Origin of the sequence: Deinococcus depolymerans (assembly GCF_039522025.1) — a bacterium.
In the GTDB taxonomy this organism is placed as follows: Bacteria; Deinococcota; Deinococci; order Deinococcales; family Deinococcaceae; genus Deinococcus; species Deinococcus depolymerans.
Map to the genome: position 1 here is coordinate 18,914 of NZ_BAAADB010000034.1, position 26,683 is coordinate 45,596.

Below are 26,683 nucleotides of genomic sequence, written 5' to 3' on the forward strand. Positions count from 1 at the left end.
AAGCAACTCGACCTGGTTCTTGCGGAACTCCGGGAAGTGCGCGGTGAAGCAGCGGGTCAGCTTGGCGAGGACATCGGGAGACGCGTTCTGTTCTCGCGTGTCAGCCGTACTTTTTCAAGCCCCCGGGAAACTGTCGGGTACTGAGAAGAACTCCTGTGCTTGATGGCGATCTGTTTGAGAAGGGTCGGATGCTGATAAGGATCACCCAATAGGCCTCCGTGCCAGAGATGGCCGTAAGAACTACCAAGATGTCCTTCGCCCCCCCAGCCGCAAGTACATCCAGGTGGATGATTATGCCCATTGCACATATGGCTCCAACATAAGCCAGCCATACAGGCCTGTGTGGCGCAAATGAGGCGAACTCATGAGGGTCACACTGCGCTGGATAGCGCACGTCAGGACGGTTTCCACCATTCCTTGCCTCTGCTTATCGTGGCGACTTTGTTTGACGCACATGGATGGAATCAGGGAATCTGTGACATGAGACGTTCCGCTGCCTGGCCGACCCGCGAAGCCCTCTACGAGCTGGTCTGGGCCAGACCGAGCGAGCAGGTCGCCGCCGAACTGGGTGTCTCCGGCGTCGCGCTCGCCAAACGCTGCGCGGCACTGAACGTCCCGAAGCCGCCACGCGGGTACTGGGCCAAGCGGGCCGCAGGTCAGAAGGTCAAGAAACTTCCTCTTCCGGTCAGCAGTCGGCCGAAGAAGAAGTCGGCTGCCCCACGCGCGCCGTATGCGGCGCCCCCGGTGAACAGCGAGGTGCCCTGGCCCTCTCTCGTCCAGGCGACGGACCGTGGTTACCGCGACGCGCCCGTCGACGTATGGGGGCGGCTCGAACGACCAGGGCGTGGACAGGTCCTGGACGTGATGGTCTCCAGAGAGGCACTCCCCAGGGCCCTGCAGCTGTACGCCCTGATCATGCACGGGCTGAAACGCAGCCCGGTCGCGCTGGTGACCGAGCGGGGCCGGACCCTCGCACGCGCGGGTCAGGACGAGATCCGCCTCCGCATCAAGGAACAGGTACAGGCCCGAGACGGGCTGCCGCTGCTCGAGCCGAAATACGCCTCACCCTGGAATGCGCCCAGACCACAGAAGGCTGTAGGGACCGGGAGACTGCAGTTGCTGGTGAGCGTCCCCTGGCAATATGGATTCGGCGATTACGCCGTGCAGTTCCGGGACGGCAAGGTTCCCTTGGAAGAGCAGTTGGAATCGATGCTCGTCTACCTGCAGGGCGTCCCACTTCGAGCTGCCGAGGAGCGGGAGGTCCGCCGGCAGCAGGAAGAGGCGCGGCTCGCCGAGCAGCGACGGCGGGAAGAGGAGCAGGCTCGGCTGGCTGCTCTGCAGGCCGAGCGGGAACGCCGTCGGCAGGAGACGTCGGCATGTCGCGAGAGCCTGCACGACCTGGCACGTCAGTGGGAGGACACGGAACGACTGCGGGCCTACCTGGCGGCGTTGGATCGGGGGCTGCTGGAGTCGGAATCGGTCGGGTCTGAGGCGTACCGCGAGTGGCGCCTCTGGGCTGGGCAGCAGCTGGAAGAGGCGCCCCGACGGCAGGTGGCGCAGATCCGTTCATGGGCGACCCGTGTCCAGGAGATGACACGCTGGGAACCTATGAAGTAGCGGGTTTGGCCTCTGCGCAAGCTGGGATGAGACACCAATGCATTCCCCTGTTACCCGACGAAATGGGCCTCCTCTCAGTTTTCAATCCTGCACTCGGGCATGTTTCTCAAGCATGTCGAGCAGCAATGGAAGGTCGACATCTACTTCGTCAGAGTCAGGGAGAGAGGTTGTCAGCAGCTGTCGCAGTTCCCGGCGCACGAGGCGGCGGGCCGTTGGTTTCTCCCACCATAGGTAGGGCGCGTCAGCCATCAATTGCTGCATGTCACGACTCAGTGAAAGGAGTGTCGAGCGGTCCCATCTCTGCTGAAAGGAGGAACGGAGATCCCGTCCAAGTGGGCTTTCATCCGGATCTTCTGCTTCTATCGGCACTGCGAACAGCGGTGCTAGGTCAAAGTCGAAGTCAAAGTCTCTGATGATCACTTCGGGGTGGGTGTGCGGGACGGTGATCTCAGGTGTTTCTTCCGCTGCAGCGGGTTGGTACAGCTTCTCCAGGTGCTCTTCGAAGTCGGTATGGAGTTGACGTACTGCCGGCGGGGCGAAGGGGGCGCCGACGAGGTTCAACGCTGCGGTGAAGTCCTGCAGAAGTTGGGCATCCGCGTTGCGTTGCGTGGGATCTTGCGCGCTGGCCTGCGCGAGGAGCGGCGAGAGGGACAGCACTTGGCGGGCGCGGCTCGCGACGCGCTCCAGTTGCACCAGGGCTTCCTCTTCCATGAGGATGGGCAGCATGAGCTCCTGAGCGAGGTTGTCCTCCTCGGCGAGGTTGCCCCAGTAGTCGACCAGATACGCCGCCGCCTTCTCGGGTTGTTTCCGGGTCAGGGGACCTAGCAACTTCAGGAGTTCCGTGCGGTTGACCTTCTTGTCGAGGTAGACCGCCGAGATGGACAGATCTGTTGCGGCAGGGACATGCGTCGAAACCCACAGATAGGGTGGGCCGTCCTGCTGAAACTCCCGGATCTGCCCTCTGAGAATTCCTGCGCCGAAACTTCCGACAGGACGCCGGTTTTGCCGAGACTGATCCTCCTCAAACTGGGTGCCAGCGACCGCAACCGTCTCTGAACCCAAGTTGCTTTCGAGGTAGTGAGAGAGATACTGGGCCGCTTCCCAGTTGTGCACGATGACCAGGGCTTTCTTTCGTGTCGGTCCCAGGAGCGCCTGCCAGTGCTTAGCGATGTCCTGGGCCACTGCTTGGAGCCGATGCTCGTCCAGGGTGACACTCATTATCCTGCGCCGCGCCTCAAGTGCTAAGTTCTGTGGCGTTCTGTTTTGACGGCTTTCTGAAAATGAGTTTTCGAATAACTCTGCTGTTGCCAAGGCTCTCTTAGCTGAGAGCTGCTGTGGTGTCTTGACGACGAGGGGAACACTGAACTCACTAAGAAGTACCGGGATGTCCATTGCTTGCTCGAACACAAAGAAGTTCCCTTCACTACGCGCAGTGGGAGCGGAGGCGCCCGAGGCGAGGACAATCGGTCGGTGGAACAGGACGTCGAGGGTGTCCAGCAGTCGCGAGGTTGGGGGCGATAGCTGATCAACGATGACCATCCAGCCCCGCTCGGTCGGACCAGGTACCTCTGTCCAGTTGCGGAGAGAGTGGGCTGCAGTGACGATGACTGCGCCACGCCCCTGTTTCACACAGGATTGGAACTCCTTCGAAGTGAAAGCGAGTAGTACGTCCGACTTGAGCCGTGCTCTGAGTACTTGGTGCATTTGCTCGGCCAGAACGCGCATGTCGGTAACGATGATCAGACCAAGTGTTCGAGTGGACGGTTGGAGTTGGAGGGCGTGAGCGATCCAGGCGATGGTGGCTAACCGACCAGTTTGGATTGGCTGGAGGAGGAGCGCTGCGGGCGGACGGTCACTGGGGTGCTCGTATAGGATTCCGGGGAGGGGCCGGTTTCCTTTTAAAGTCAGGTTGAAATACTCCAGGGCCTGATGTACGGCGATTCGCTGGAAAGGCCCGGCGACGACACTCGTGCCCTGTGAGTCGACGTCGGTCAGAAAGTACAGAATTTCAAGCAGGTTGACTGGGGCGAAGAGGCTGTAGAGGAATTCCCCATGTAGCGTGGGAGCCGCTTGGTAGGCATGCCGGAAGTCGGCCTCACTCGGGTAAGCCGTTGGGAATCTGCGGTAGGTGCTGGGCGGTGCGCCCAACCCGCCGTAGATGGCGTCGCTGGGTGATAAGGCCGCGACGAGTTGCGCGGTCGTCTGACCGGCCCCGCCCTGTTGTCCAAGTCGATTCAGGCGTTCGAGTACCCCATTGGATTCCCCCGGCCTGAGATCCTTGGTGCATTCGATGAGGCCGACGAGGACGCCGTTGATGTACAGCCCGATGTCGATGATGGCGTTCCCCACGGCGACGTCACGGGCCACTTGGAAGATGTTGTCGTCCAGGGCATCGAATGTGAGGAGTTGCGCGGTGAAAGCGGGCTTGTCCTCAGGATCCACCCGGATGCCGTGTAGGAGTGCGGTGTGTCCCCATTCCCGCTCTGCGAAGGACAGTGTGCGCCTCCTGAACAATTCGAGTGCCTCGCGGCGCTGCTGCTCGCTCAGGTGCGGATTGAGAGCGATGAGCCGATCTGAGGTGACGCGGTCAATGAGTTCGGCAGACGGCCGATTTCCGAGCGCGCGGTACCCCAGGGCCTGCAGGAATTCATAGACGCGATCGGTGAGATGTCGCTCTGAGAAGCTCATTCGGTCCACCTCACCTGCAACAGGGCTTCGATCGACTCCTGAAACTGCTCCTCGTGGTAGGCCCGGCGCTGAACGATAGCGGCGAGGTTTTGGTTGCTGCTTTCAAAGTCAGGGAACTCACGGGTCCTGGCGGCAAGATATCGCTGGGGTGCGAGGTCGTAATCGTTGGATCTGATCTCCTCGAAAGTGGCGTAATGGATGACCGCCTCGTGTTCCGCAACGTCGTGGCCTCGTACCGCGTTGACGATGATCTCTATCTGGGTATCGTTCAGGGCGTTCCGGGACCGTCCATGTGTGAAGACTTTGCTGGCGTCGACCAGCGTGATGGGGCTTCGCCTTCCCCGGGCTGCTTGCTCTGAAATCACGAGGGCGACCAGCGGCAGAGAAAAACCGAATTGCAGGCGAGGCGCCAGCAGGACGATGGCTTCAATCCACCCATCTTCGACGAGGCGAGAGCGGATTCGGTGATCTGCCCCCTGACTACTCAGGGACGAAGGGGTTATCAGCACGCACATCCGCCCTTGGTCGGAAAGGCGGGTGATCATGTGCTGGATAAAGGCGTAAGCCGCCCGGGAAGCCGAGGGAATGCCGTAGGGGTAGCTCGGATCGCTGGGGTGGCTGCGTTCTGCAGCCCAGTTGCTCGTCGGGGAGATGTCGCTGACGATCCGGTCGAAGCGTCTAGGCCGCTGCTCGTCTCGGAGGTCGGATTCTGTGAGTGCGTCTTTCACGACGACGTTCGCGGACGGATAGCCGCAGAGCCAGAGGCTGAGTTTCGCCACAGCCGCAGTGAGGGGATCGATTTCCACCGCAGAGATGGACAGGTCTTCACGAGATCGCTCCGGCTCGCGTTCCATCGCCAGTTCGGCGTAGGCCAGGAGCGTGTTCCCCACGCCGGCAGCGGGGTCGTACACCCGCGTGCGTGGAGAGGGATCGACCAGGGCGGCCAGCAGACGATTGATGTCTGGCGGGGTCACTGCCAGGACATGGTTCATGCCATCTGGGCTCAACTCCATAAATGTCCTGACTGGCGTTCGTAGTGTTTCTGCCTCTGCACAATCCAAGTTGCGGAAGAGGTTCACCACATCGATGAGGAGGTATCGGCCCGACGATCTATCGAAAAGACGGGAGAGCCGATTCTGGGCCAGCGCTCGTTTCAAATCTGTCCCGCCGTCCCACAGGTTCTCAAGGGCGCGGTCCAGTGAGGCGACGATTTCTTCGCTGCTATCCCGAATGTCCCACCAGTACTCCGTGGGGAGGTACAGATCCTGCTCTTCCAGTGCGCTGTTCTCAAGTAACGGTCCCAGCTTGGTTGAGACGTCACTGGCATGCTTCAGGATCAAGAGCGTGAGGGCGAGATGCTGGGCTTCTACCAACTCCATGCGGAGTTCACGTTTGACGAGAAAGACGGTTGACGAGAGAGCCTGCAAGATGGGGTCAGGCACGGCCGACCTCCAAGACTCGAGCCAGTGTCGCCGTCAGCAGTGTATTTGCGAGCGTAATTTCCTCAGTCAGGGCACTGACGTACTCCTGGTGCTCAATGAACGTCTGTGCGATCAGGTCTTGTACCTCTAAAGGCGGAAGGGGAATGGCAAGATCATTGAACGCTTTGATATTGATCAGGCTGATGGATGTTGAAACCGTGTACAGACTGTCGACCAGGACTTGACCGTAGCCACTTCGGAGGAGGCCTGCCAGATACACGGGACGCACCATGTCCTGATTGGGTGAGATGACCAAGCACTGGTTGGCCGCAACCACAGGAAGGTCGGCCCACTGCCCTTCGAAAACAGAGGCGCGCAGGGGGCGGTTTCTGTTGGACACGATGATTTCTCCATCCCGAAGCATGTGTTTCTGGGGCCAGTTGGGGCAGGGGGCCGGCTGGAGTGAGTTAGGGCCGACCATGAGGCTCACCAGGTCCGTTACGCCGACGCTCAAGCATCGACCGTTTGTGGATTCGTCCTTCGGTACAGCTGGCCCTTGGCGCACGCTGGCCACCTCGGTGAGGCGCATGAAGTTGGGACGCATGCCCACACTGTACCAAATTGTATGGGCGACAATGCCTATCGGTGCGGTATTCCCTCCCGATTGCCCCTATGGGCAGCGGCGCCGTAAGTTTGTATGCCGAGCAATGCGTGGATATAACTGATAAATCTTGACACTCCGTATCTTTGTAGGGTATTCTTTTTTTGCAGCCGAGGCTGCCGGGGCACAGTTCCTGGCGCATATGCGCCAGAAATGAGAAAGACCCCGAGAAAGTAGTTCCGGGGCCTTATATGTGCGTGGTGCACACTCTCGAGTCGGATCTTGAGTTTACCACGCCATGAGGTTTTGAACTACGCCTGACGTGCCAATCCAGGAGGCACCATGGATCAGACGACCCCTACAGGGACGCTCGTCGTCACTGCTGCGCGCAAGGTGCAGCTGACGACCGGTCAGTGGCGAGCGAGGGTCGCCACGAGTAAGCTCAGCCGGTCACGAGCCAGGACGGGCCGGGAGTACACGGCGCTTCACCTCAGCTTCGAGGACGACGAGGGGCGCACGGCGTCCTTGATGGTCCCGGACTTCACTCGGAACATTCCGGCTGCGTTCGGTGCGCTGGGCAGTCCCCTGAACCCGAGCGACACCATCGTGCCGGAGCAGCTGCTCGGCCTCAGGGGCCGAGAAGCTACCGTCCAGGTGCACGTGAGGGAAGGCCTGAACGGCGAGCACTACGCGAACGTCGTGGCCATCAACGGTCAGATGGTGGGCAGGTTCTGATGCGGCTGCGGATCAGCCACTCGGCAGCCAGCAGCTACCTCAATTGCCCGTACGGCTACGCGATGGACCATATGCCCTCGCCGACCTACTACCAGGCATCCCTGCACCTCGGGCAGGTCGTGCACGCGGTGGTCGCCCGGGTGGCCATGACAGTCCGGAACTCGGGAGTGCTGCCCGATGCCTCCGAAGTCCCTGGGTGGCTCCGGCATGAACTCGACAAGCCGCACCCCGGCCTGGATGACGACGAACGCGATCGCCTGTTTGACTCCGGTCTCCCGCAGGTCATGGCGCACTACGACCGTATTGCCCCGGAACTGGTGGGGAAGCGCGGGATTCTGGTGGAGGAGTTTTTCAGCGTTGAGCTGCATGGCGAGCGAGGCGTGGTGCTGGTCACGGGACGCATCGATCTCGCCTACCAGGATCCGGAATCGGGCGCCCTGGTGCTGTACGACTACAAGACTGGCAAAGTGCCGCGGGGCGGGACCGCGGGCTCGCAGCTCGCGATGTACGTGATGTACGCGCGCCTCCAGTACGGACTGGATGTCGAGGCTGCTGAGGTGTACCTCGGGCCTGAAGAGGGAACGGAGGTGCTGCCCTACCCGCCCGAGCGGCTCGAGGCTGATCTCCAGCGTCTGTACGACGTTGCGATCGCCGCTTACGCCGATCAGCACTTTCACCGGCGGATAGGTGCGCAGTGCGCTTGGTGCTCCCACCTGCCGCGATGCGCAGACGCTGAGCCGCACCTCATGCAGTTGCTCCAGCACTCCAACTGACCTGTAGCGCTGGCAGGGGCATGAGGCATGTCCCTGCCAGCGACCACCATCCTCGCAGTTGTTATGCTATAGGCGTATAAGTTGGAAAAATTACGTCTGTTTTTACGAAGGAGTTCCCTATGACGACCTACACGATCAACGGCGCTTTCCGCACGTTCATGCTCTCGTCTGTCCGCCTGCCCTCGACGCAGGTTGCTGCAGCCCGCACCAGCCGCGACTGGCTTCTGAAGCAGGTGAATGGCCTGAGCGCCAACGACCCCGCCTTTCCCCTCCTGTACCCTGACGCCCACCTGCACTTCGGCTCCTTCGCCCGCCGGACCAAATGCCGTCCCCTGGACGACATCGACCTGATGGTCGGCATCGCCGCCCTGGGCGGCATCTACCAGGATGACGGTCTGGGCACCTGCCGCATCATCCTGCCGGACGGGCACCGGTTGGCCCGCTGCCGGGACGCCGAGGGATTCCTGAATTCCCGACAGGTGGTCAATCAGTTCACGCAGTCGCTGGCGGCCGTTCCCAGTTACCGTCAGGCGACCCTCAACCGAAGGGGATCGGCGGCCGTCCTGGATCTGGACTCGTACCCGTGGGTGTTCGACGTTGTCCCCGCCTTCCTGACGACCCCAGAGTGGGACGGCCGCACCTACTTCCTGATTCCCGACGGCAAAGGGCACTGGCGCAAAACGGATCCCCGGATCGACCGTGACCGGGCCACCCGGATCAATCAGGAGCACGGCGGGTACGTTCTGGACGTGGTGCGGCTCGTGAAGCTCTGGGTCAAGCGGAAGTGGGGCCTGCAGCTCGGGTCGTACCTGACCGAGGCGCTGGTCCTCGCGTACTACAGCACTCCTGGGGTGAGCGCCGACCAGTACATGGACAGCAACCTGCGGGACGTACTCGGTGGAATGGCGACCCTCGTACAGTCCGATGTTCAGGACCCCAAGGGCATCGACGGCAACATCAATCACCTCAGCTTCACTGACCGTATGAAGGCGTCCGAGGCCTTCTCGGCAGCTGCGACTCAGTGCGGCGAAGCCATCGCGCTGGAACACTCGAATCCCACCAAGGCCGTCAGGCTCTGGCAGGCCCTGCTGGGGGAGGAATTCGGTGCCTGATCAGGCCTCCGGTATCAGTGAGCGGCAGAACCAGCCTGAGTTGCTGGCCCTGCGGGTCGCCATCTTCCGCACCTTCAATCGTCTGAAGCAGGTCAACACCGTGGTGTTCTACGGCACCCTGCTGCTCGCGGTACTCACGGTGGTGGACAACCTGTGGTTCCACCGCCTGCCCGGGTCCTTGGCCGTTGTGGCCGCGCTGATCCTGGTCATGGAAATCATCTACCGTCTGTGGGGCCAGAAGCAACTGGAAGCTGGCGCAGTGCTGGCGGACCTGTACGACTACCGCCTGTACGGGCTGCCCGTACCTACCGGCAGGACGGTGCGGCACCCCTCTATCACTGACGTCATGCCTATGGCGGCCGGTGTGGACACCACCCCATTCAGAGACTGGTACGAGGGGCTTGATCTCTTCCCGCCGGCCCTGCAGCCGCTCGTCTGCCAGCTGATCAACGCCACATGGGATTACCAGGTTCGCGTGAGACTCTCCCAGGCCGCCCTGTGGAGTGCCGGCGTGTACGGAGTCGGTATCGTCGCTCTGGCCGCCGGGCTCAACCGTCCGTTCCGGGAGACGGCCGTGACCCTGCTGCTGCCAGCCCTACCGTTCCTGTACCAACTGTTGGTCCTGCATGTCGAAAGCCGCACTTCACTCCTCAATCTGCACGGCGTCAAAAACGGCATTGAAGCCATGCTGCGGCGAGCCGACGCCACGGTGAGCAATGAAACGCTTTACGCTCACCAGGAGCACCTGTTCAAGCATCGAGCTAGCGCTTTCCCGATCCCCAACGTCATCCATAACCGGGTCAAGGGGAACGTGGCGACGGAGCTGCAGCTTTGCCTTGAGGCGCTGTCATCGGAACGGCCATCCGTCCCCTGAACGACTCGCTCATTCACCCAGGCTGCGTGGACGTGCAGCCTGGGTGCTGCTTGAAACGCCTCCCCACCATCACAGAGCCCGGTGGGTTTTGAATAGCCCCAGAGGCGAGCATCCGCGAAGAAATTCACTTCCTGCCGTCCAGGACGAAATTATCCTGCGCGCGACCCCCCCAGACCCTATGCTGAGGAACAGTATGAATTGCAAAGAATTCACGCCGCTGGGCGCACACCAGGCCCGACAGCTGACCAACGAGCACAAATCTGCGACAAGGGAGCCATCAACCCGCCACTCGGCGCAGGCTGCGGTGCGCCCGTGACGGAACTCGAAGCCCGTCAGTATGCCCTGGGACTGGTGCAGGCGCCCCGCGCCCTGACCCTGTCCGAGCTGGAGAACTATCTCGCGGCGGCGGCCGATTTGCTGCGCGGGTCTATCGACCAGGCTGACTTCAAGCAGTACATCTTCCCCCTGATGTTCTTCAAGCGCATCAGTGACGTCTACCTCGAGGAATACGCGCAGGCCATTGCGGATTCCGACGGGGATCACGAGTTCGCGGCGTTCGCTGAAAACCACCGCTTCCAGATCCCTGAGGGCCACCTCTGGGAAGACGTCCGCAAGCGCACGCAGGACATCGGTGCGGCCCTGCAGGCGGCCTTCCGGGCGATCGAGACGGCCAACCAGGAGACGCTCTACGGCATCTTCGGGAACGCCACCTGGACGAACAAGGACAAGCTCCCGGACCGTAAGCTCGCCGACCTGATCGAGCACTTCTCCGGCCGCAATCTCGCGAACGCTTCGGTGGCGCCGGACGTGTTCGGCAACGCATACGAGTACCTGATCAAGCGTTTCGCGGACCAGTCGAACAAGAAGGCCGGGGAGTACTACACGCCCCGCTCGGTCGTGAAGCTGCTCGTGGACATCCTCGACCCGCAGGAAGGCGAGACGATCTACGACCCGGCCTGCGGCACCGGCGGCATGCTGATCGAGGTGATCGAGCACGTCCGGCGCGCCGGCGGCAGCCCGAAGACCCTCTGGGGCAAGCTGTACGGACAGGAGAAGGTCCTGGCGACCTCCGCGATTGCCCGGATGAACCTGCTGCTGCACGGCGTCGAGGACTTCAAGGTCGCCCGCGAGGACACCCTGCGCAGCCCCGCCTTCTACACCGGCAATCACCTCGCCCAGTTCGATTGCGTCCTGGCCAACCCGCCGTTCTCCCTGAAGAACTGGGGTGAAGGCGCCTGGGTCACCGACCCCTGGGGCCGGCAGGCGCTCGGTGTTCCGCCGAAAGGGTACGCAGACTGGGCGTGGGTGCAGCACATGCTGATCTCCGCTACGCCCAAGACGGGACGGGTCGCCGTCGTGCTGCCGCAGGGGGCGCTGTTCCGTCAGGGTGCAGAAGCACGGATCCGGTCGCTCGTGGTCCGCGCCGACCTGGTAGACGCCGTGATCGGCCTGGCTCCCAACTTGTTCTACGGCACTGGACTGGCAGCCTGTGTGCTGATCCTGCGCCTCGGGAAACCTGCCGAGCGCAAGGGCAAGGTGCTGTTCATCAACGGCGAGCGGTTGTTCAAACGAGGTCGGAGTCAGAACACCATGGAGCCCGAGCACGCCGAGGAGATACTCGCGGCCTACCAGAACTTCGAAGACGTCGACGGTCTGGCACGGGTGGTTCCCCTGGAGGAGATCACCGGGAACGATTTCAACCTGAACATCCCGCTGTACGTCGCCCCTGCCGAGACCGGCGAGCAGGTCACGCTGGCGGACGCCCTCGCCGACCTGGAAGCCGCCCACGCCCGCGTGCTCGAAACGCGCGCCGCGCTGGAAGCCGAGCTGGCGAAATGGGGCCTCGCCCCTGAGGAAGTCAACCTGTGAGCACGAAACGAATCACGCAACGCGAGCTCGAAAGCTACCTGTGGGGCGCGGCCGTCGTCCTGCGAGGGCTGATCGACGCCGGCGACTACAAGCAGTACATCTTCCCGCTGGTTTTCCTGAAGCGCATCTCGGACGTGTACGACGAGGAACATGCCGCCGCCCTGCAGGTCTATGGAGACGCGGAACTGGCCGACCTCCCCGAGAACCACCGCTTCGCCATTCCCGACGGAGCGCACTGGAAGGACGTCCGCGAAACCACCACGAACATCGGCCAGACGGTCCTGAAAGCCATGAAGGCCATCGAGAGCGCCAACCCGGACACCCTTCCCGGCGTCTTCGGGGACGGGGACTGGGGCAACAAGGACCTGCTCCCGGACTCCACCCTCGCGGACCTAATCGAGCACTTCTCCACCCGCACGCTCTCCATCGCCAACCTCCCCGAGGACGAACTCGGGAACGGCTACGAGTACCTGATCAAGAAGTTCGCCGACGACTCCGGGCACACCGCGCAGGAGTTCTATACCAACCGCACCCTGGTGCACCTGATGACGCAGATGCTCGAGCCCCAGCCGGGTGAGTCGGTATACGACCCCACCTGTGGCACCGGCGGCATGCTGATCTCCACCGCAGCCGAGGTGAAACGCCAGGGCAAGGAGTGGCGCGGCTTGAAGCTGTACGGCCAGGAACTCAACTACGGCACCTCGGCCATCGCGCGGATGAACCTCTTCCTGCACGGCATCACGGACGGACATGTCGCCCACGGGGACACGCTGGGCAAGCCGGGCTTCCTTGACGAGAAGGGGCAGCTCATGACTTTCGATGTGGTCCTCGCGAACCCGCCGTACTCCATCAAGGCCTGGAATCGTGACGCCTTCGTCAAGGATCCCTACGGACGCAACATCTGGGGTGTTCCCCCTCAGGGCCGTGCCGACTACGCCTTCTTCCAGCACATCGCTAGGAGTCTCGACCCGAAGACGGGACGGGCGGCCATCCTCTTTCCGCACGGCGTCCTGTTCCGTAAAGAGGAGGCCACCATGCGCGAGGCCCTGATCAAGTCCGACCTGATCGAATCGGTCATCGGCCTGGGCGCAGGCTTGTTCTACAACAGCCCCATGGAGGCCGTGGTGATCACGCTCCGAGCGAACAAGCCCGCCGAACACCGTGGAAAGATCCTGTTCATCAATGCGGTGAACGAAGTGACCCGCGAGCAGGCGCAGTCCTTCCTCGAGGAAGCGCACCAGACGAGAATCCTGGGGACCTACCGGGATTTCGCCAGTGTCGACGGCTTCGCGACGGTCGCTGATCTCAGCCAGATCGCCAGTAAGAACTTCAGCTTGGCACTCCAGCTGTACGTGGGGGCGGCTAACGCCGCCAATGGCGTAGAGAAACTTGCCGTTGAAGATGCTGTGACCGCGTGGAGGGTGGCAGCTAAAGAATCGGACCAGGCGATAACTGACGTGATGAACCTGTTTAGCAGAGAGGTATTGGCGTGAATTCGAGTATGGGAAGGCAAGGTTGGACTAGTCACGTGTTTGGCAATCTTGTAAAAAACATCAATGACTATTTTGATTCTGTACGTGATGGTATACTACCTTACGTTGCTGGTCCTCATATAAGCCTCGGCAAGATAATGATATCTGCCTATGGTTCCACGGCAGACGATGACTTCCCACCGACATTCAAACGAAGATTTCACCCTGGCGATGTTCTGCTCCATTCTCGCGGCATCGAAAAGCTTGCTGTCGTAGACAGAATCGGAGTGACGGGCGAAAAGTTATTTGTTCTGCGCACTCGAGATCAAAGTTTACTTCTTCAAGAATTTCTTCCGTGGCTCTTGCTCAGTGCAAGAGTGCAAGCCCATTTGCAGGATAACTTTACTGGCTCCGTGAATAAATTCCTGAATTGGAAGCCGCTATCCGATATGCAAGTTGCACTTCCGCCTATTGAAGAGCAGAAGCGGCTGGCAGATCTCCTGTGGGCGTCTGAAACCCACCAAGAAGCGCTGGTAAAAGAAAATACGGCAGTGAAAGTCTTACGGAAAAAACTATTAGATCAGGTCTTATCTGCTATGAGTGTTGAGACGCTGCCCTTAGAATCCCTGATCAAGCCAGATACCACTATTACTTACGGCATTGTCCAGGCCGGCCCAGAAGTCGAGAATGGCGTTCCTTACATTCGAGTCTCGGACATGACTGACGGGCAGCTTTCCCTCGAAGGTATGAAAAGGACTGCGCCGGAAATTGCCGCAAAGTTCAAGCGATCCAGAGTTGAGACTGGTGACCTCGTGGTGGCTCTTCGTGGACGAACTGGCTTAACCCTAAAAGTTCCTGATGAGCTGGCTGGAGCGAATCTTACGCAAGGCACGGCACGTGTTGCTATTAACTCCGAGCAAATAAATCCAGACTTTGTTGTTGCCGTGATGAATTCCGCATGGATGGCATCTGAAATCAACCGTAATGCGAAAGGTTCAACTTTTACGGAATTGACCTTAGCTGCACTACGTAATCTACCGGTACCTAGACTTGGGCTTGAAAAAGAGGCTGAACTGCTACGTGATTTGAGGGCAATGAGTCATGCGGAAGTAGCCACAGCTCATTCTCTTGAAAAGCTTAGGAGAACGAAAAGCACGCTTCTCAGCAGCATCTTTGGGGATCCCCAATGACCCTCTTCAACGAAGCCAACTCCGTGCGCGACTTCGTGCGTGACCGGGTGTCCTCCACGCAGGTGCCGTTCGCCCCGGGCTCTGCACTGTCACGCACCACCAGCGATGTGCTGCTGGAAAGTCAGGTGAAAGCGGCACTGATTCGCCTGAACCCTGAGATTGCGGCCGACCCGGCGAAGGCCGAGCAGGTGCTCTACAACCTGCGCGCCATCCTGCTCAGCGCCCGCACCAGCCCACACCCGGTGGTGGCGAACGAGGAGTTCACCGCCTGGCTGACCGGCCAGAAGTCCATGCCTCTGGGCAAGGAAGGTGAGCACGTCACCGTCCGCCTGATCGACTTCGACCACCCCGAGGCCAACGAGTGGACGATCTCCACCGAGGTGACGTTCGTTCAGGGCCGGGTGGAAAAGCGCTTCGACCTGGTGCTGTGGTGCAACGGCTTTCCGCTGGTGGTGGGGGAGGCGAAGTCGCCCACGCGGCCCGCCTACACCTGGATCGACGCGGCCGCCCAGATTCACGACGACTACGAGAAGAGCGTCGCGCCGTTCTTCGTGCCGAACGTCTTCTCGTTCGCAACGGAAGGCAAGGACTTCCGGTACGGCACGGTCGGCATGCCGGTCGAGCTGTGGGGCCCCTGGCGGGAAGAGGACACCGACGTGGACGCCCCGGCGAAGATTGGCCTCGCGGCGGTGGGCGAAGCGGTTGACGGGGTTCTAAAGCCCGCGGCGGTGCTGGACTTCCTGCGATTCTTCACGCTGTTCGCGACGGACAAGAAGCACCGGAAGATCAAGATCATCGCTCGCTTCCAGCAGTTCCAGGCGACGAATCTGATCGTGGAGCGCGTGCTACTCGGGAAGGTAAAGCAGGGTTTGATCTGGCACTTCCAGGGCTCCGGGAAGTCCCTGCTGATGGTGTTCACCGCGCTGAAGCTACGGGCCATGGCGCAGCTGACGAACCCGACGATCCTGATCGTGGTGGACCGCATCGACCTGGACACGCAGATCACGGGGACGTTCACCGCGTCCGATGTGCCTGGGCTGGTATCCACCGACGACAGCGCCCAGCTACTGAAACTGCTCGGCGGCGGCGCGCGCAAGATCATCATCACGACCATTCACAAGTTCAAAGATGCTGAAGGCGTCCTGGACGGCCGGAACAACATCATCGCCATGGTCGACGAGGCCCACCGCACGCAGGAGGGCGACCTCGGGCAGAAGATGCGCGCCGCTCTGCCGAATGCTTTCCTCTTCGGTCTGACGGGCACGCCCATCAACAAGCGCGATCGCAACACCTTCATGTGGTTCGGCGCCCAGGAGGACGAAGGCGGGTACCTGTCCCGGTATTCCTTCCAGGACTCCATCCGCGACGGCGCGACGCTGCCCCTGCACTTCGAACCGCGCCTGTCCAAACTACACATCGATCAGGAGGCCATCGACACGGCCTTCGCGGAACTCGCCAGCGAGCGCCGCCTGTCCGAAGAGGACAAGATCACCCTGTCGAAGAAGGCCGCGTCCATCGAGGTGCTCATCAAGGCGCCGGACCGGGTGCGCCAGATCGCGGCCGACATCGCCGAGCACTTCAAGACGAAGATAGAACCGGAAGGCTTCAAGGCGCAGGTTGTGGTGTACGACAAGGCGTCCTGCGTGGCTTACAAGGAAGAGCTCGACCATCACCTGGGCGCGGACGCCTCGACGATCGTGATGTCGAAGGCCCGTGGGGATAAGCCCGAGTGGAGCAAATGGACGCCCGGCGCGGAGGATCTCGAGCAGGTGCTTGCCCGGTTCAACGACCCGGCTGATCCACTGAAGATCATCATCGTGACCGCCAAGCTCCTCACCGGCTTCGACGCGCCGATCCTGCAGTGCCAGTACCTCGACAAGCCACTCAAGGAACACACGCTCCTTCAGGCCATTACCCGCACGAACCGGGTCTACCCGCCGTACAAGAAGTACGGTCTGATCGTGGACTACCTCGGCGTGTTCGACGACGTGGCGAAATCGCTGGCGTTCGACGATCAGGCCGTGCAGCGCGTCATTGCCAACATCGAGGAATTGAAGAACCAGTTGGAGCCGGCCATGGCCGCGGCCATCCAGTTCTTCCCTGGTGTGGACCGCACGGTCGGCGGGTACGAAGGGCTCATTCAGGCACAGTCGGCAATTGCCGACACAGCCACACGGGACGCTTTCGGCCTGGCGTACAGCGTCGTGTCCCAGCTGTGGGAGGCGCTGAGCCCGGACCCCATGCTCGCCGACTACAAGGCTGACTACCGCTGGTTGACGGACGTGTACGAGTCGGTCCGTCCGTCGGACATCACGGGTCGCCTGGTCTGGCACGCGCTGGGCGCCAAGACCATCGACCTGATCAATGAGCACGTCCGCATCGAGATCCCCGAGAGCGCCGAGACGGTTGTACTGGATGCTCAGACCATCGAGGATCTCATGCTCGGGAAGGGCGGAGACGTCCCGCCGAAAGAAATCGAGAAGTTGATCACGGCCCGCATTGCCCGGCACCTGAACAATCCTGTCTTCGTCGCGCTTGGGCAGCGGCTGAACGCCCTCAGGGTGAAGTACGCTGACATCCAGCAGTCCAGCCTCGACTTCCTGCGGGAACTGCTGGAACTCGCGCGCGACACGGTGGCCGCGGAGAAAGCCGTCAAGGAAGTCCCACGAGAAGAGAAAGGCAAAGCAGCCCTCTCGGAACTCTTCGACACTCTCAAGACTGAGCAGACTCCGATCATCGTCGACAACATCGTCAACCGCATCGACGAGGTCGTGCGCGCCATCCGCTTCGACGGGTGGCAGTCCACCATCCGCGGCGATCAGGAGGTGCGGCAAGCCCTGAGGAAAACCCTCTATGTGCAGTTTAAGATCCGTGACAACGACGTTTTCGAGAAGGCGCTCGGGTACATCCGAGAGTATTATTAGGTATGAGAGAATAAAATACAGACGATAATCTATGCGGTCGCAGATATATTCTGAAATCTTTAGAGTATCGTATATACCGGATGCATGGCGTGCGAAAATAACCGCTCTATATGATTTCGCTTGCTAAGAAGCTACTCGCGATTACAAAGCAAATGGGTTGATATTTTTGCAGTCTATATTTATTATTCCGATATTCTATAAAGCATTGGTTGTTTCCTTTAGGAATGTATATAGGAGGCGTCGAATTGACTAGAATGCAGACAAATGATGTTATTTTTGAGATGGTTTTGCCTAGAAGGCCAGTTTCCTACAATGCGAGGGGTAGGCCAGGATATAGACGATGGAAAGACTATATCATAAACCATGCAAAAATACTTTGGAGGGAGTCAATACTTGAAGGTAGCGACTATTACTTCCAGATTATCTATATATGCCACGAAAATCCCGTTGATGTTGATAATATTATTAAGGGTGTGCAGGATGCGCTTGTAGGTGTGTTATATGCGGATGATGTCAATATCTCGGATATCTCTGCCCACAGGCGATTTACAAGTGAAAAAATAATTATAGAAGAATTGCCAGATAAGCTTCGAAATGAACTCGATAATCGACAGCAGATGGCGGATACCGTATATTTTCGACTTTGTAAATCAAGGGGGATAGGTAGTTTTACATGAGTCAAGACTATAGATACGGAAGTATTCTCGAAAAGCGGGTTGCTAGTAAGCTTGCCAATATAGGGATGCGGGTAACTATGGAGCCTAATCCAGATTGCTTACCAGAGAGCAATATAAAATATAGACCAGATATACTTGCTAAATCTCCGGATGGTATTAATTACATTATTGAAGTGAAATCATCCGTCTTTATGCAGGGAATGGAGAGGTATTTTGAATATTCAAGGTCGCTCCCATCAGACAGAATGTGGAAATTCGTTATTATGACTGAGCGTGAGGTTGATCAGGATATTGAATCATTTTTCATTCCTTATGGACAAAAACTAAGCACGACGATCAAGATGATTCATGATTCTCGAGCGAAACTGGATCTCTTGGCAGAGGGAAGCAGGCTTGATGAGCAATTGGCCTCTGCTATATTCTTAGTAAAATTTTCAAATTTAGAATCGAGTTTATCCCTCCTGGCTGAAAAATTTATGTTACCCATCGGTGCACTTGAATCTAAGATAATAGCTGACTATCTATATTCAGAGGGAGAAATTGATTACAGCCTGTATGAGCAGCTTATTTATACGATTTCCAATAGAAATAAGATATCCCATAACAGGTTTTCTAGCGTTGAATTGATAGAATTCGAGACCTTGGACAATGCGCAAAACAGGGTATTAGAGCTTCTTGTCGGCAAAGCTGAAGCGTAATCTATTATGATTAGATGGATGGGATTATTTTGCATTTGATGTCTTAGGCTTCTATGCTGTTGGAGGCGCTTGTCTAATTTCTGCCGTAAACCTTTGCTAAATTGGCGAAGAAGAGGCGTCTGTCATTAGCACTTGTGTCTCCTGTTAGGCAGACAAGCCCGGCGAGGCGGCCCGTGGTTGTGCCGGCACGATGTGTGTGCGGACACAACACACGGCCCTCCCTCTTCTTGAAGAGCTCGTGACTCGTTTCCTTGTTGGTGGCAGCTGATACGGATTCCGTTTGTTTCGCCGATAACCCGGAACATCGCCGGCTTGTCAGCTTCACGTCCGGAAACCGTTTCCCTCCCACTCGCTTTGCTCCGATTGAACGGGTTTTGCAGCACATTCAATCGGAGTCCGTATGAGTCATTGCGGGTCAGATGTCCGGGCTACCATCAGGGATGCCCAGGTTCAACCTCGACGGTATGGTCAAGCGGCTCATGGACGACGTGAACGAGAGGTTCCGGGCAAATATTGAGGAGGTCGTGTCCCTCCAGTACTGTCCGGAGCATGGGTCGTTCGCGTTGATCGAATTCGTGGATCAGTTGACCGTGTCCAGGGAGCGCGTACAGCACGAGTACCGCCTGCATTGCTGCTGTGACGCCCTACGGGATCAGGTAACGCAGGTGCTTCAGGAAGCGGGGCTCAGATGACGACCAAGCAGCTTAGCCTTCCCGTGATCGTACTCGGGCGGAAGCTCGTGGTCCTGGTCGCTCTGGAACTTCACGACATCACCATCCAGAATCCCCGCAATCCCAGTGTGTATCTGTTCGACGGGATGAGTGGAGTGACGGAACTCGAACGTGGTGAGCTGAAAACCCGCAGCCCTCAGGAGTTTCAGGACCTCGGTAAGGAACTGGGCCGCGATTTACTGGTCCGCATTGCGCAGCACTACATTCACGCGGTCAGGGATCGCGGCGCTCTGGCGCGAACCCCGGCCCCACTCTGGGTGGAGGACGTGCAGGCCCCGGTGGTGCCGACGGGCACTGTAGAGGACGATGTCCGGACGTTCTTCGAAGTGAGTGCCGCTCACCTGGGGCCGACGGCGTACAGTCTCGAGAGCCTCGCCGTGTCCACGGGATACCCCATGAGTGATCTTGAAGCGCACCTGCGGGCCCAGGTGGAGGCCGGCATCCTGTGCGTGGATGGTGAGGGTTACGCGCTGTGTGGGGCAGTGAGTCCTGACCCGTGGCGGTTGCCGGAGGAAGTGCAGGGGCAGCAGCCCCTCGGTCTGGACGCGCGGCTGATCCGGGTCATGATTGGCGGTCCAGGCGACACCGCTGAGGAGGTGGAGAAAGCACGTGAGGTGCTCGGACAGTGGAACCTGCGCCACGCGGAGGAACTCGGCGCGGTGCTGCTGTTCAAGCACTGGCAACTTCACTCGTATCCCGGCTGGAACGAGCGGCCGCAGGCGCTGATCAACGAGCAACTCGTGGAGCGTGCGGACCTGCTTGTGGCGGTCTTCTGGGCCCGCCTGGGCATGGACTCTGGCACGGACGAGTCCGGGACGGTGGAGGAGATCCGGAGGATGGCGGCGGCTGGGCGGCCCGTGATGGTGTACTTCTCTAATCGATCCAAGTCCCTGGATTTTATGAGGGACGCGACTAACATGAAGGAGTTAGAACGGGTTCACGCGTATCGTGCCGACATCGAGCAGCAGTTCAGGGGCATGTACAGCACGTTCAACTCTACGGATGCGTTCGGTGAAAAGCTCGATCTGCATCTGACACGATTCATTCGTGACCTGCGGGACAGGAACTTTCAGGTGCAGCAGTCCCCGCAGGGCAGCCTGCGGGCCTTCCGGGAGAACCGACGGGCTGAACTGGCCACTCTGAGGGGCACAGTCACGCGCCTGGAGATCGAGTTCGGGAGCAACGGCCACCGCATCAACGGCGCGGAGGCGCAGAAACGGCGGACGCTCGCCCGGCTGGCGGAGGCGATAACCATGCATTACGCCACATGGAAGCCGCACCTCATCGAGGACGCGTGTCAGGCGTGGGAAGGTCTGATCGGTTTCGCCAGGCAGGTGGCCAGTGAACCAGGAACGTACGGGAGTGGCGCGGCACTGGAGGAGAACGGTCGGGAATTGCTGAACGAGGTGAAAGGCTGGCTCGGCATCCTCGAGAGTGGTCTTTCACATCGCTGAGCGCTCGCGCTGCAGATCGATCTGCAGCGCGAGCGCTCAGCGATGCCGCGCAGATCTCGCCTCGGGAACGGCGCCCGCTGCGATACCTTCAGAGCACAATGACCCTCCTCCCTGAAGATCTGACCCAGTGCAGTCGACGAGTCCTGGCTCACCTGCGCGCCTCCTACGTGTCTGGCCAGGGCTTTGCAGACACCGGTGAGCTGGCCCAGGCCTTGCAGGTGGACCTCCCGCTGATCGCCGCGAGTTGCCGACAACTGCAGGGGCTTGGAGAGCTGGCCATCGTGGCGAACCGCGGCGGCGACGAGTTGCTCGTCCGGATCACCGAGGTGGGCATGCGCGCAGCGGATCGCGCGGACACTCCACCTTCAGGAAGTTTGGTCCAGAATTTCCATGCTCCTGTCGGCATCGTTGCCACCCAGGTCGGGAACCACAACGCCATGACCCCGCAGCAGCGCAGCGGCGGCACCGTCGAGGAGTTTGCCCTGCTTCTCGCCCAACTCCGGGCCCAGGTCGCCACCTTGCCGGAGGACGACCAGGACGAGGCCACGATGACCATCGAGAGCCTCGACAAGGGCGTGAAGGAGGGCAAGCTGGCCCGTGCCGGTCGGGCCGTCGAGACGCTGAGCAAACTGGGCGCGGCGTCCGCGACCTTCGTGACCTCCCTGAAAACCATCAGCCAGACTCTCGGACTGCCTTTCCCAGGGGCAGACAGCTGAGAGTGAGACGACTGGACGCAGCGGAGGAGTGGGCGAGGATCGACAGCATCCTCCAGCCGTTGGGGTGGCACGACATGGATCAGGCGCGGCTGCTGCTCGAGTGTGGCTGCGAACCCAGCCGGGCGGCCGAACTCAGCATGACTCAGGCGGATCAGCTCGGCGCCTGGCTCGAAGTGGATCCGGAGTATCTGCTGGGACGCGAACAGAACCCGGTCGTTCATCCGAACCTCTACCACAATGTGCCCTCTGAACTCTGGCGGGCGATCATCACGGCAACGACGTCACACACGCTGCGAGAGGTGCTGGTTCTAAAGGTCAGAGGGATGAATCTCGACCGGCTCCGCCCTGGCATAGGCACGGATGATCCGCGGTCGATGCTGGCCGTCGTGCTGACCCTCCGGCGACCGCTGGGGTCGTATGTCGTGGAGACTTGGCAACTCTGGCAGCCCGAGCCCTGGGTCTATCCGAAGTCCCGCGAGCATGTGCTCTCCGTCCTTCTGCTGCTTCAGGCTTTGGATGCGCGAGGGTTCAGCGGCTGCTACCCCCGAGGTCTGGAGATCTCAGCGGAAGAAATGAAGGCGTTGAACAAAGGGCAGATGCACATCACTGCGGTTCTTGGCCATCACCGGTGGCCCCCAAAGTGGGATGTGCAGAATTTCCTGCAGCCAGCGGGGCTACTCGCCTCTCGGCGGCGCAACGAGATCGAGCAGTCGCTGCAGCATTACGGTGACTGGCGGGCGATGCTCTCCGATCACAGGTGAGGTGTCTACCCCAACGCCTGGAATAGAAGAAGGCGACCCGAAGATCGCCTTGCTTTTTCTACTATAGAGCGGTATTCAGGTTAGGTCAATCCTATGCGGCCGGATCGGCAGCATCCTGTTTTTTCCTGTCCAGGACGCGCTTGACCTGCACCGCACTCCAGGGGCCGCCCTGTCGGGTGCGGAAGCCATGCGCGTCCAGCTGGGCGGCGACTGCTCGTAGACTGAGCCCCTGAGCGCGCAACGCACCCGCATACGCCGCCACAGGTCGCATGTCAGCGACCGCCAGGGCTCGTGAGGTCGCCGCCCCCGCCAGGCGCGCTTCAGCGGTGAGGTTCTCCGGCTTACCGAGCTTCAACCCACGAGCTTTCCGCGCCGCCAGCGCGGCTTTCGTGCGGGCGGAGATCAGTTGGGCTTCGCGCTCGGCGACGGCGGCCATGACGTGGATGGTGAGGTTGTCGGCTTCGGGCATGTCTACGGCGACGAAGCGGACGCCGGATTCCATGAGGCTGGCGACGACGGCGACGTTGCGGGCGAGGCGGTCGAGCTTGGCGATGAGGAGAACCCCATTGACTCGGCGGGTGTGATCGAGGGCCGCCTCTAGTTGTGGCCGGCGGCGTTTGCGGGTGCCGGTTTCGATCTCGGTGAATTCGAGGACGACCTCAAGGTCCTTGCTGCGGGCATGCGAGAGGACGGCGGCCTGCTGAGATTCGAGACCCAAGCCGCTTTGGCCTTGTTTGGCGGTGGAGACTCGGTAGTAGGCGATGGCGGGGGTGGGCACCTACCCATGTTACAACTCTCATCGGAGCGTTTAAGAACTGTAACAGCGGGGCAAGCTAGCCTGAGAGAGCCTGCGCGCCAAGCACAGGCAGTGCAGCGTGGCTCGTGTAGCTGGGATTTCAGATTGACTGGAATCGCGAGGGGGCACCGTCAATACTATTGCGACTGTCCCCATTCACGCTCATGCCAAGGACAAGGCTGAGTGAGTCCCGTGGGTTGCAACATCCGCGTCCATCACCCGATTTCTCCTTACTCCCGGAAGCGGCTAAACCGTCCCGAGAAAGTCACAGAGGTTTCAATGAACCAATCCACTGCTCTCAAAATGGCCAGTGACACAACTACAAGTCCTAGCCGTCTCCTTCGCCTCGCTGACAGCGTGGACGCTGCTGTCAGCGAGGCGGCATTGAAGACGCTTAGCAAGCATCCAGATCGTTCTGTGCGCATGCTCGTCGCCAAGCATGCTCGTGTCACGGCTGCCGTTCTGAGTGGCCTGAGCACCGACGATCATCCATTTGATCAAGAGATCGTTCGCGTCAGTACAAGTGGGCAAGGTGTTCCCACTGCATCCATCCCGGAAGGTGTTCGTGAGGAAATAACGAGGCTGCATCCGCTCCTACAGGCTTCCCTGGAACGCCACGAACGGCAAGGAAAATACAACTCCTTGCGTTCGGCCGACGAAGCAACTCTGTGCAGCTTGGCAGCCGATCCGCACCAGGACCTAGATGTGCTGGCATATATTGAGCAAAACTTTGGGCGCCAGCGAGATGTCTGGGGGGCGTTGCAAAGCAATCCTGCCACCCGACTATACCGCGTGAGGTCAGGTGCCTACGGTGAATCCCCCGCGGGTGTGCTTAAAATTCCTTTTCTCGACGAAGACTTCTTCAACTCATTATTCCACTCCCTTGATCAGAGGTATTGGCGTCAACTTGCGAAACATCCTCTGCTTCCTGCTCAATTACAAAGACAACTGTTTGATACAGGGAATGTACAGGCTATCATAGGCCTTCTCTGTAATCCTAGGCTAGACTCTGACATCCTCGGCAGGATTGTGGGCTCCAGACCGCCTACCAACTACCAAGATGTCATGATCGACGAAGACGATATCATCCATCCACAGGGTCTCGCTTGGCTTTCAACATCCAATGACTCTAGTGTCATGTGGGTTGCCGCACGTCACCGTCTAACAGACGAAGTCACGCTCACGAGACTAGCGCTGGAGGACGAATGTGAGCTGGAGGTTGTTACTAGACCCGTGACCCCAGATTCCATCCTGATGAAGTTGAAAAGACGTTTCCCTAGCTACAGCGAGATGTGCGATGCACGCCTGACCGCTAACGTGAGAGAAATGCAGGAGATCCTGCAGAAGAACAGCAGCCTTGTAGTCTGTAGTTTGGCACGTAACCCTAGGCTCCCTTCATGGTTGGCAGAAGAGTTAGCTACCGCCGACGATTTCGCGGTTCGTCGGGCTGTGCAAGAAAATCCCAACTTACCCGATGCCCTCTTACAGCAGCTGGCCACGCGTCACGGTTCAGCTTCGGAAGTAGCACACAATCCTGGTGCCAGTGAAAAGGCTCTGGAAGTTGCATTGAATACGGTCAGGACCATGACGGGCGTAACGGTCGATACGTTTCTGAATCCGATCTTGGCACACCCTCTGCTACGTCCGGACACGATCCGCGATGTGCTACTGGAAAAACTCGCGGACGATCAGTTTGGCATTCTGCCTCACGCCATCTCCCGGGAACTGGACAGATTGAAAGACTCATGGACCCCTGTAAACGGCGGCTTCCGCCAACCTGAGGATGACATAGGACAGATTTACGTTCTGTTCAACCCGGCGATGCCAGGTCTCGTGAAAGTCGGTTCCTCGGGCCGCTCGGGCGAGTTGCGCGCCAGGGAACTGTCGTCTTCTACAGGCGTGCCCACACCCTTCATCCTTCTGCATTCCGTGGGCGTCAGGAACCATATTGGTGCGGAGCAGCAACTGCACCGCGAACTGGAACAGGAGGGCCTACGCTACTCCGACAGGCGCGAGTTTTTTCGCCTAGAACCGTCAGAAGCTATCGATAGGCTGCTGAAGTTTCAGCAATCCTGGAACCAGCACCACTGATCTGTGATTCAGCGACCAGCTGTTCCTCGAGGCTGACTACACGATTTGCGAATTTTTGTACGTTGAGCTCTCGTCCTGCCTGTCCCAATTGAAGCATCTGAAATCGAGGGGGAAACGTCGATTCCATGGGTTCGGAACTCTGTCCCAGAAGGAGTTCCGAGCAGATCGATGGGTTGACTACCGAAAACAAAGCCCTCAAAGCGGAAATCGCCCGCATGAAGGGGACCTGAGAGTAGGAACAGCCGATTACCCTGACACCATCGGGTGCTAGGGAGTCGACAGCCGCTAATTATTGGTAATCCGTTGACTTTGGATGAGATCGACGTTCAGCACGTGCTTCGCGAGAACCGTCGATATCAGCTTTCACCCTGTGTGGGACCCAATGATCGGAGGAGTCAACGAACTACCAATAAGAGGTCAAGGCATAAAGAAGCACATCTTGAAGCTCAGCACGCGCCTATAACTGTGGACAGCTAGATCACGCCTTCTTGGGGGAGTCACTTGTCGAAATCCGGTGCACAAGCAGCCTTGAGGGGTTATCGTCTGCAAGCCCTCTACACCTTGCATCGGCTGCTTCACAGTCGTGAGGGTGTCGTATTCCACCTGGAGGGTCATGAGGACCTCGACATCTTCGACCCGCAGGGTGAGGCACTGGAAATTATTCAGCTCAAGGCCTACGAGCGTGACCTCACGCTTTCCATTCTAAAACCCAAAAAGGACCGCTCATTCTTCCGGAGGGTGCTGGAGCGGCGGGGTGAGCTTTCGGGCGTTGTCGAGCGCGTCGTTAGCTTCGGTCCGTATGGCGATGACCTTGGCAGGGCCTGGGCGAATGATCCGGTGGCACGACATGACGTGGTCACACAGTTCATTTCCTGGGGCTACACGCGGGACGAGGCTGAGTACCTGCTGGGAGCCGTCGAGCTTGACCGTGCCGACGAACAGGTACTTGAAGCTGAGGTCTTCACTTGGTTGTGCTCGACGTTCACTGGTTACGATCCCCACGCGGCCTTTGACCTGCTGCACGCCTGGCTCTTCCGCCTGGCCGAGAGGCAGGAACGAATCTCCCTTCGGGACGTACAGCAGAAGTTAAGCGCTATTGGACGCTTCCTCGCTGACCGGGCTGCCCATCACGCAGAGTGGTTCACCAGCTTGGTGCCCCTGACGGGCGACTCGGTCCAGGCCGGGAGTGCGTATGAGGCTGAGTTTTACCAAGGCGTCTCGGCGCGCTACGAGCACATCCTGGCGAACGTGGACGTTGCGCGCGAGGATCGTTTGCGGAGTATCGACGAGGCGTTCACCCACGCTCCCTTGGTGGTCGTTCGGGGTGCTTCCGGGCAGGGCAAGAGCGCGCTCGCCTACAGGTATCTCGCGTTATAGCCTCAATCGCCCGAAAACCCCCGTTAAGGGCTTAAACGCCGTGCCAGTCAGTCCCGAAGGCGGCCCAGATCGAAGTGGTATCGCCCAAAGGGGTTGATGTGCTTGC

General features: G+C 59.5%; 21 protein-coding genes. 17 read left to right on the top strand and 4 right to left on the bottom strand.

Annotated features, from left to right (window positions below; all coding sequences use genetic code 11):
- Window positions 1-480 precede the first annotated feature (480 nt).
- On the top strand, window positions 481-1,617 hold the full coding sequence (locus ABDZ66_RS17060; protein WP_343761514.1) for a hypothetical protein: 1,137 nt from the start codon (window positions 481-483) through the stop codon (window positions 1,615-1,617).
- 81 nt (window positions 1,618-1,698) lie between these two features.
- Here ABDZ66_RS17060 and ABDZ66_RS17065 read toward each other — a convergent pair whose 3' ends face one another.
- Genes ABDZ66_RS17065 through ABDZ66_RS17075 form a run of 3 tightly spaced genes read right to left on the bottom strand, consistent with a single transcriptional unit; the run spans window position 1,699 to window position 6,330 of the window.
- Window positions 1,699-4,305, bottom strand: a complete 2,607-nt coding sequence (locus ABDZ66_RS17065) for a type I restriction endonuclease (RefSeq protein WP_343761516.1) — start codon at window positions 4,303-4,305, stop codon at window positions 1,699-1,701.
- Complete coding sequence (locus ABDZ66_RS17070; protein WP_343761518.1) at window positions 4,302-5,747, bottom strand: N-6 DNA methylase; 1,446 nt, start codon at window positions 5,745-5,747, stop codon at window positions 4,302-4,304. The genes ABDZ66_RS17065 and ABDZ66_RS17070 overlap by 4 nt, the downstream gene beginning before the upstream one ends.
- Entirely contained in the window at window positions 5,740-6,330 is a 591-nt protein-coding gene (locus tag ABDZ66_RS17075) for a restriction endonuclease subunit S (protein ID WP_343761519.1), read from the bottom strand. Before ABDZ66_RS17075 ends, ABDZ66_RS17070 begins: the two co-directional genes overlap by 8 nt.
- 339 nt (window positions 6,331-6,669) lie before the next feature.
- Here ABDZ66_RS17075 and ABDZ66_RS17080 point away from each other — a divergent pair, with 339 nt between their 5' ends.
- The 14 genes from ABDZ66_RS17080 to ABDZ66_RS17145 all read left to right on the top strand — a co-directional run bounded on the left by ABDZ66_RS17080 (window position 6,670) and on the right by ABDZ66_RS17145 (window position 22,313).
- On the top strand, window positions 6,670-7,062 hold the full coding sequence (locus ABDZ66_RS17080; protein ID WP_343761520.1) for a hypothetical protein: 393 nt from the start codon (window positions 6,670-6,672) through the stop codon (window positions 7,060-7,062).
- Window positions 7,062-7,835 carry a RecB family exonuclease gene (locus tag ABDZ66_RS17085; RefSeq protein WP_343761522.1) on the top strand — a complete coding sequence of 258 codons (774 nt, stop codon included), beginning with the start codon at window positions 7,062-7,064 and terminating at the stop codon, window positions 7,833-7,835. Before ABDZ66_RS17080 ends, ABDZ66_RS17085 begins: the two co-directional genes overlap by 1 nt.
- 119 nt (window positions 7,836-7,954) lie before the next feature.
- Window positions 7,955-8,947 carry a hypothetical protein gene (locus ABDZ66_RS17090; RefSeq protein ID WP_343761524.1) on the top strand — a complete coding sequence of 331 codons (993 nt, stop codon included), beginning with the start codon at window positions 7,955-7,957 and terminating at the stop codon, window positions 8,945-8,947.
- Window positions 8,940-9,821: an S-4TM family putative pore-forming effector gene (locus ABDZ66_RS17095; RefSeq protein ID WP_343761526.1), complete on the top strand. Its 882-nt coding sequence runs from the start codon at window positions 8,940-8,942 to the stop codon at window positions 9,819-9,821. Before ABDZ66_RS17090 ends, ABDZ66_RS17095 begins: the two co-directional genes overlap by 8 nt.
- Window positions 9,822-10,133: 312 nt before the next feature.
- Window positions 10,134-11,690, top strand: a complete 1,557-nt coding sequence (locus tag ABDZ66_RS17100) for a type I restriction-modification system subunit M (RefSeq protein WP_343761528.1) — start codon at window positions 10,134-10,136, stop codon at window positions 11,688-11,690.
- On the top strand, window positions 11,687-13,183 hold the full coding sequence (locus tag ABDZ66_RS17105; RefSeq protein ID WP_343761530.1) for a type I restriction-modification system subunit M: 1,497 nt from the start codon (window positions 11,687-11,689) through the stop codon (window positions 13,181-13,183). Before ABDZ66_RS17100 ends, ABDZ66_RS17105 begins: the two co-directional genes overlap by 4 nt.
- Window positions 13,184-13,218: 35 nt before the next feature.
- Window positions 13,219-14,352, top strand: a complete 1,134-nt coding sequence (locus ABDZ66_RS17110) for a restriction endonuclease subunit S domain-containing protein (RefSeq protein WP_343761532.1) — start codon at window positions 13,219-13,221, stop codon at window positions 14,350-14,352.
- Window positions 14,349-17,276, top strand: a complete 2,928-nt coding sequence (locus tag ABDZ66_RS17115; protein WP_343761534.1) for a type I restriction endonuclease subunit R — start codon at window positions 14,349-14,351, stop codon at window positions 17,274-17,276. Before ABDZ66_RS17110 ends, ABDZ66_RS17115 begins: the two co-directional genes overlap by 4 nt.
- Window positions 17,277-17,530: 254 nt before the next feature.
- Complete coding sequence (locus tag ABDZ66_RS17120) at window positions 17,531-17,953, top strand: RusA family crossover junction endodeoxyribonuclease (protein ID WP_343761555.1); 423 nt, start codon at window positions 17,531-17,533, stop codon at window positions 17,951-17,953.
- The gene (locus ABDZ66_RS17125) at window positions 17,950-18,651 is read left to right on the top strand and encodes a hypothetical protein (protein ID WP_343761537.1); all 702 of its coding nucleotides are present in this window, start codon (window positions 17,950-17,952) and stop codon (window positions 18,649-18,651) included. Before ABDZ66_RS17120 ends, ABDZ66_RS17125 begins: the two co-directional genes overlap by 4 nt.
- A gap of 440 nt (window positions 18,652-19,091) precedes the next feature.
- On the top strand, window positions 19,092-19,343 hold the full coding sequence (locus ABDZ66_RS17130) for a hypothetical protein (RefSeq protein WP_343761539.1): 252 nt from the start codon (window positions 19,092-19,094) through the stop codon (window positions 19,341-19,343).
- Window positions 19,340-20,836, top strand: a complete 1,497-nt coding sequence (locus ABDZ66_RS17135; RefSeq protein WP_343761541.1) for a hypothetical protein — start codon at window positions 19,340-19,342, stop codon at window positions 20,834-20,836. Before ABDZ66_RS17130 ends, ABDZ66_RS17135 begins: the two co-directional genes overlap by 4 nt.
- A 98-nt stretch (window positions 20,837-20,934) precedes the next feature.
- Window positions 20,935-21,552 carry a hypothetical protein gene (locus tag ABDZ66_RS17140; RefSeq protein WP_343761543.1) on the top strand — a complete coding sequence of 206 codons (618 nt, stop codon included), beginning with the start codon at window positions 20,935-20,937 and terminating at the stop codon, window positions 21,550-21,552.
- A 2-nt stretch (window positions 21,553-21,554) separates the two neighbouring features.
- Complete coding sequence (locus ABDZ66_RS17145) at window positions 21,555-22,313, top strand: hypothetical protein (RefSeq protein WP_343761545.1); 759 nt, start codon at window positions 21,555-21,557, stop codon at window positions 22,311-22,313.
- 91 nt (window positions 22,314-22,404) lie between these two features.
- On the opposite strand, the gene ABDZ66_RS17150 is transcribed toward ABDZ66_RS17145, so the two are convergent.
- The gene (locus ABDZ66_RS17150; RefSeq protein ID WP_343761548.1) at window positions 22,405-23,091 is read right to left on the bottom strand and encodes a recombinase family protein; all 687 of its coding nucleotides are present in this window, start codon (window positions 23,089-23,091) and stop codon (window positions 22,405-22,407) included.
- A 297-nt stretch (window positions 23,092-23,388) separates the two neighbouring features.
- Between ABDZ66_RS17150 and ABDZ66_RS17155 the strand changes: the two genes are divergently transcribed.
- Window positions 23,389-25,200: a GIY-YIG nuclease family protein gene (locus ABDZ66_RS17155; protein WP_343761551.1), complete on the top strand. Its 1,812-nt coding sequence runs from the start codon at window positions 23,389-23,391 to the stop codon at window positions 25,198-25,200.
- A 501-nt stretch (window positions 25,201-25,701) separates the two neighbouring features.
- Window positions 25,702-26,577, top strand: coding sequence for a hypothetical protein (locus ABDZ66_RS17160; protein WP_343761553.1), 876 nt, complete (start codon window positions 25,702-25,704; stop codon window positions 26,575-26,577).
- The last annotated feature ends 106 nt before the right edge of the window (window positions 26,578-26,683 follow it).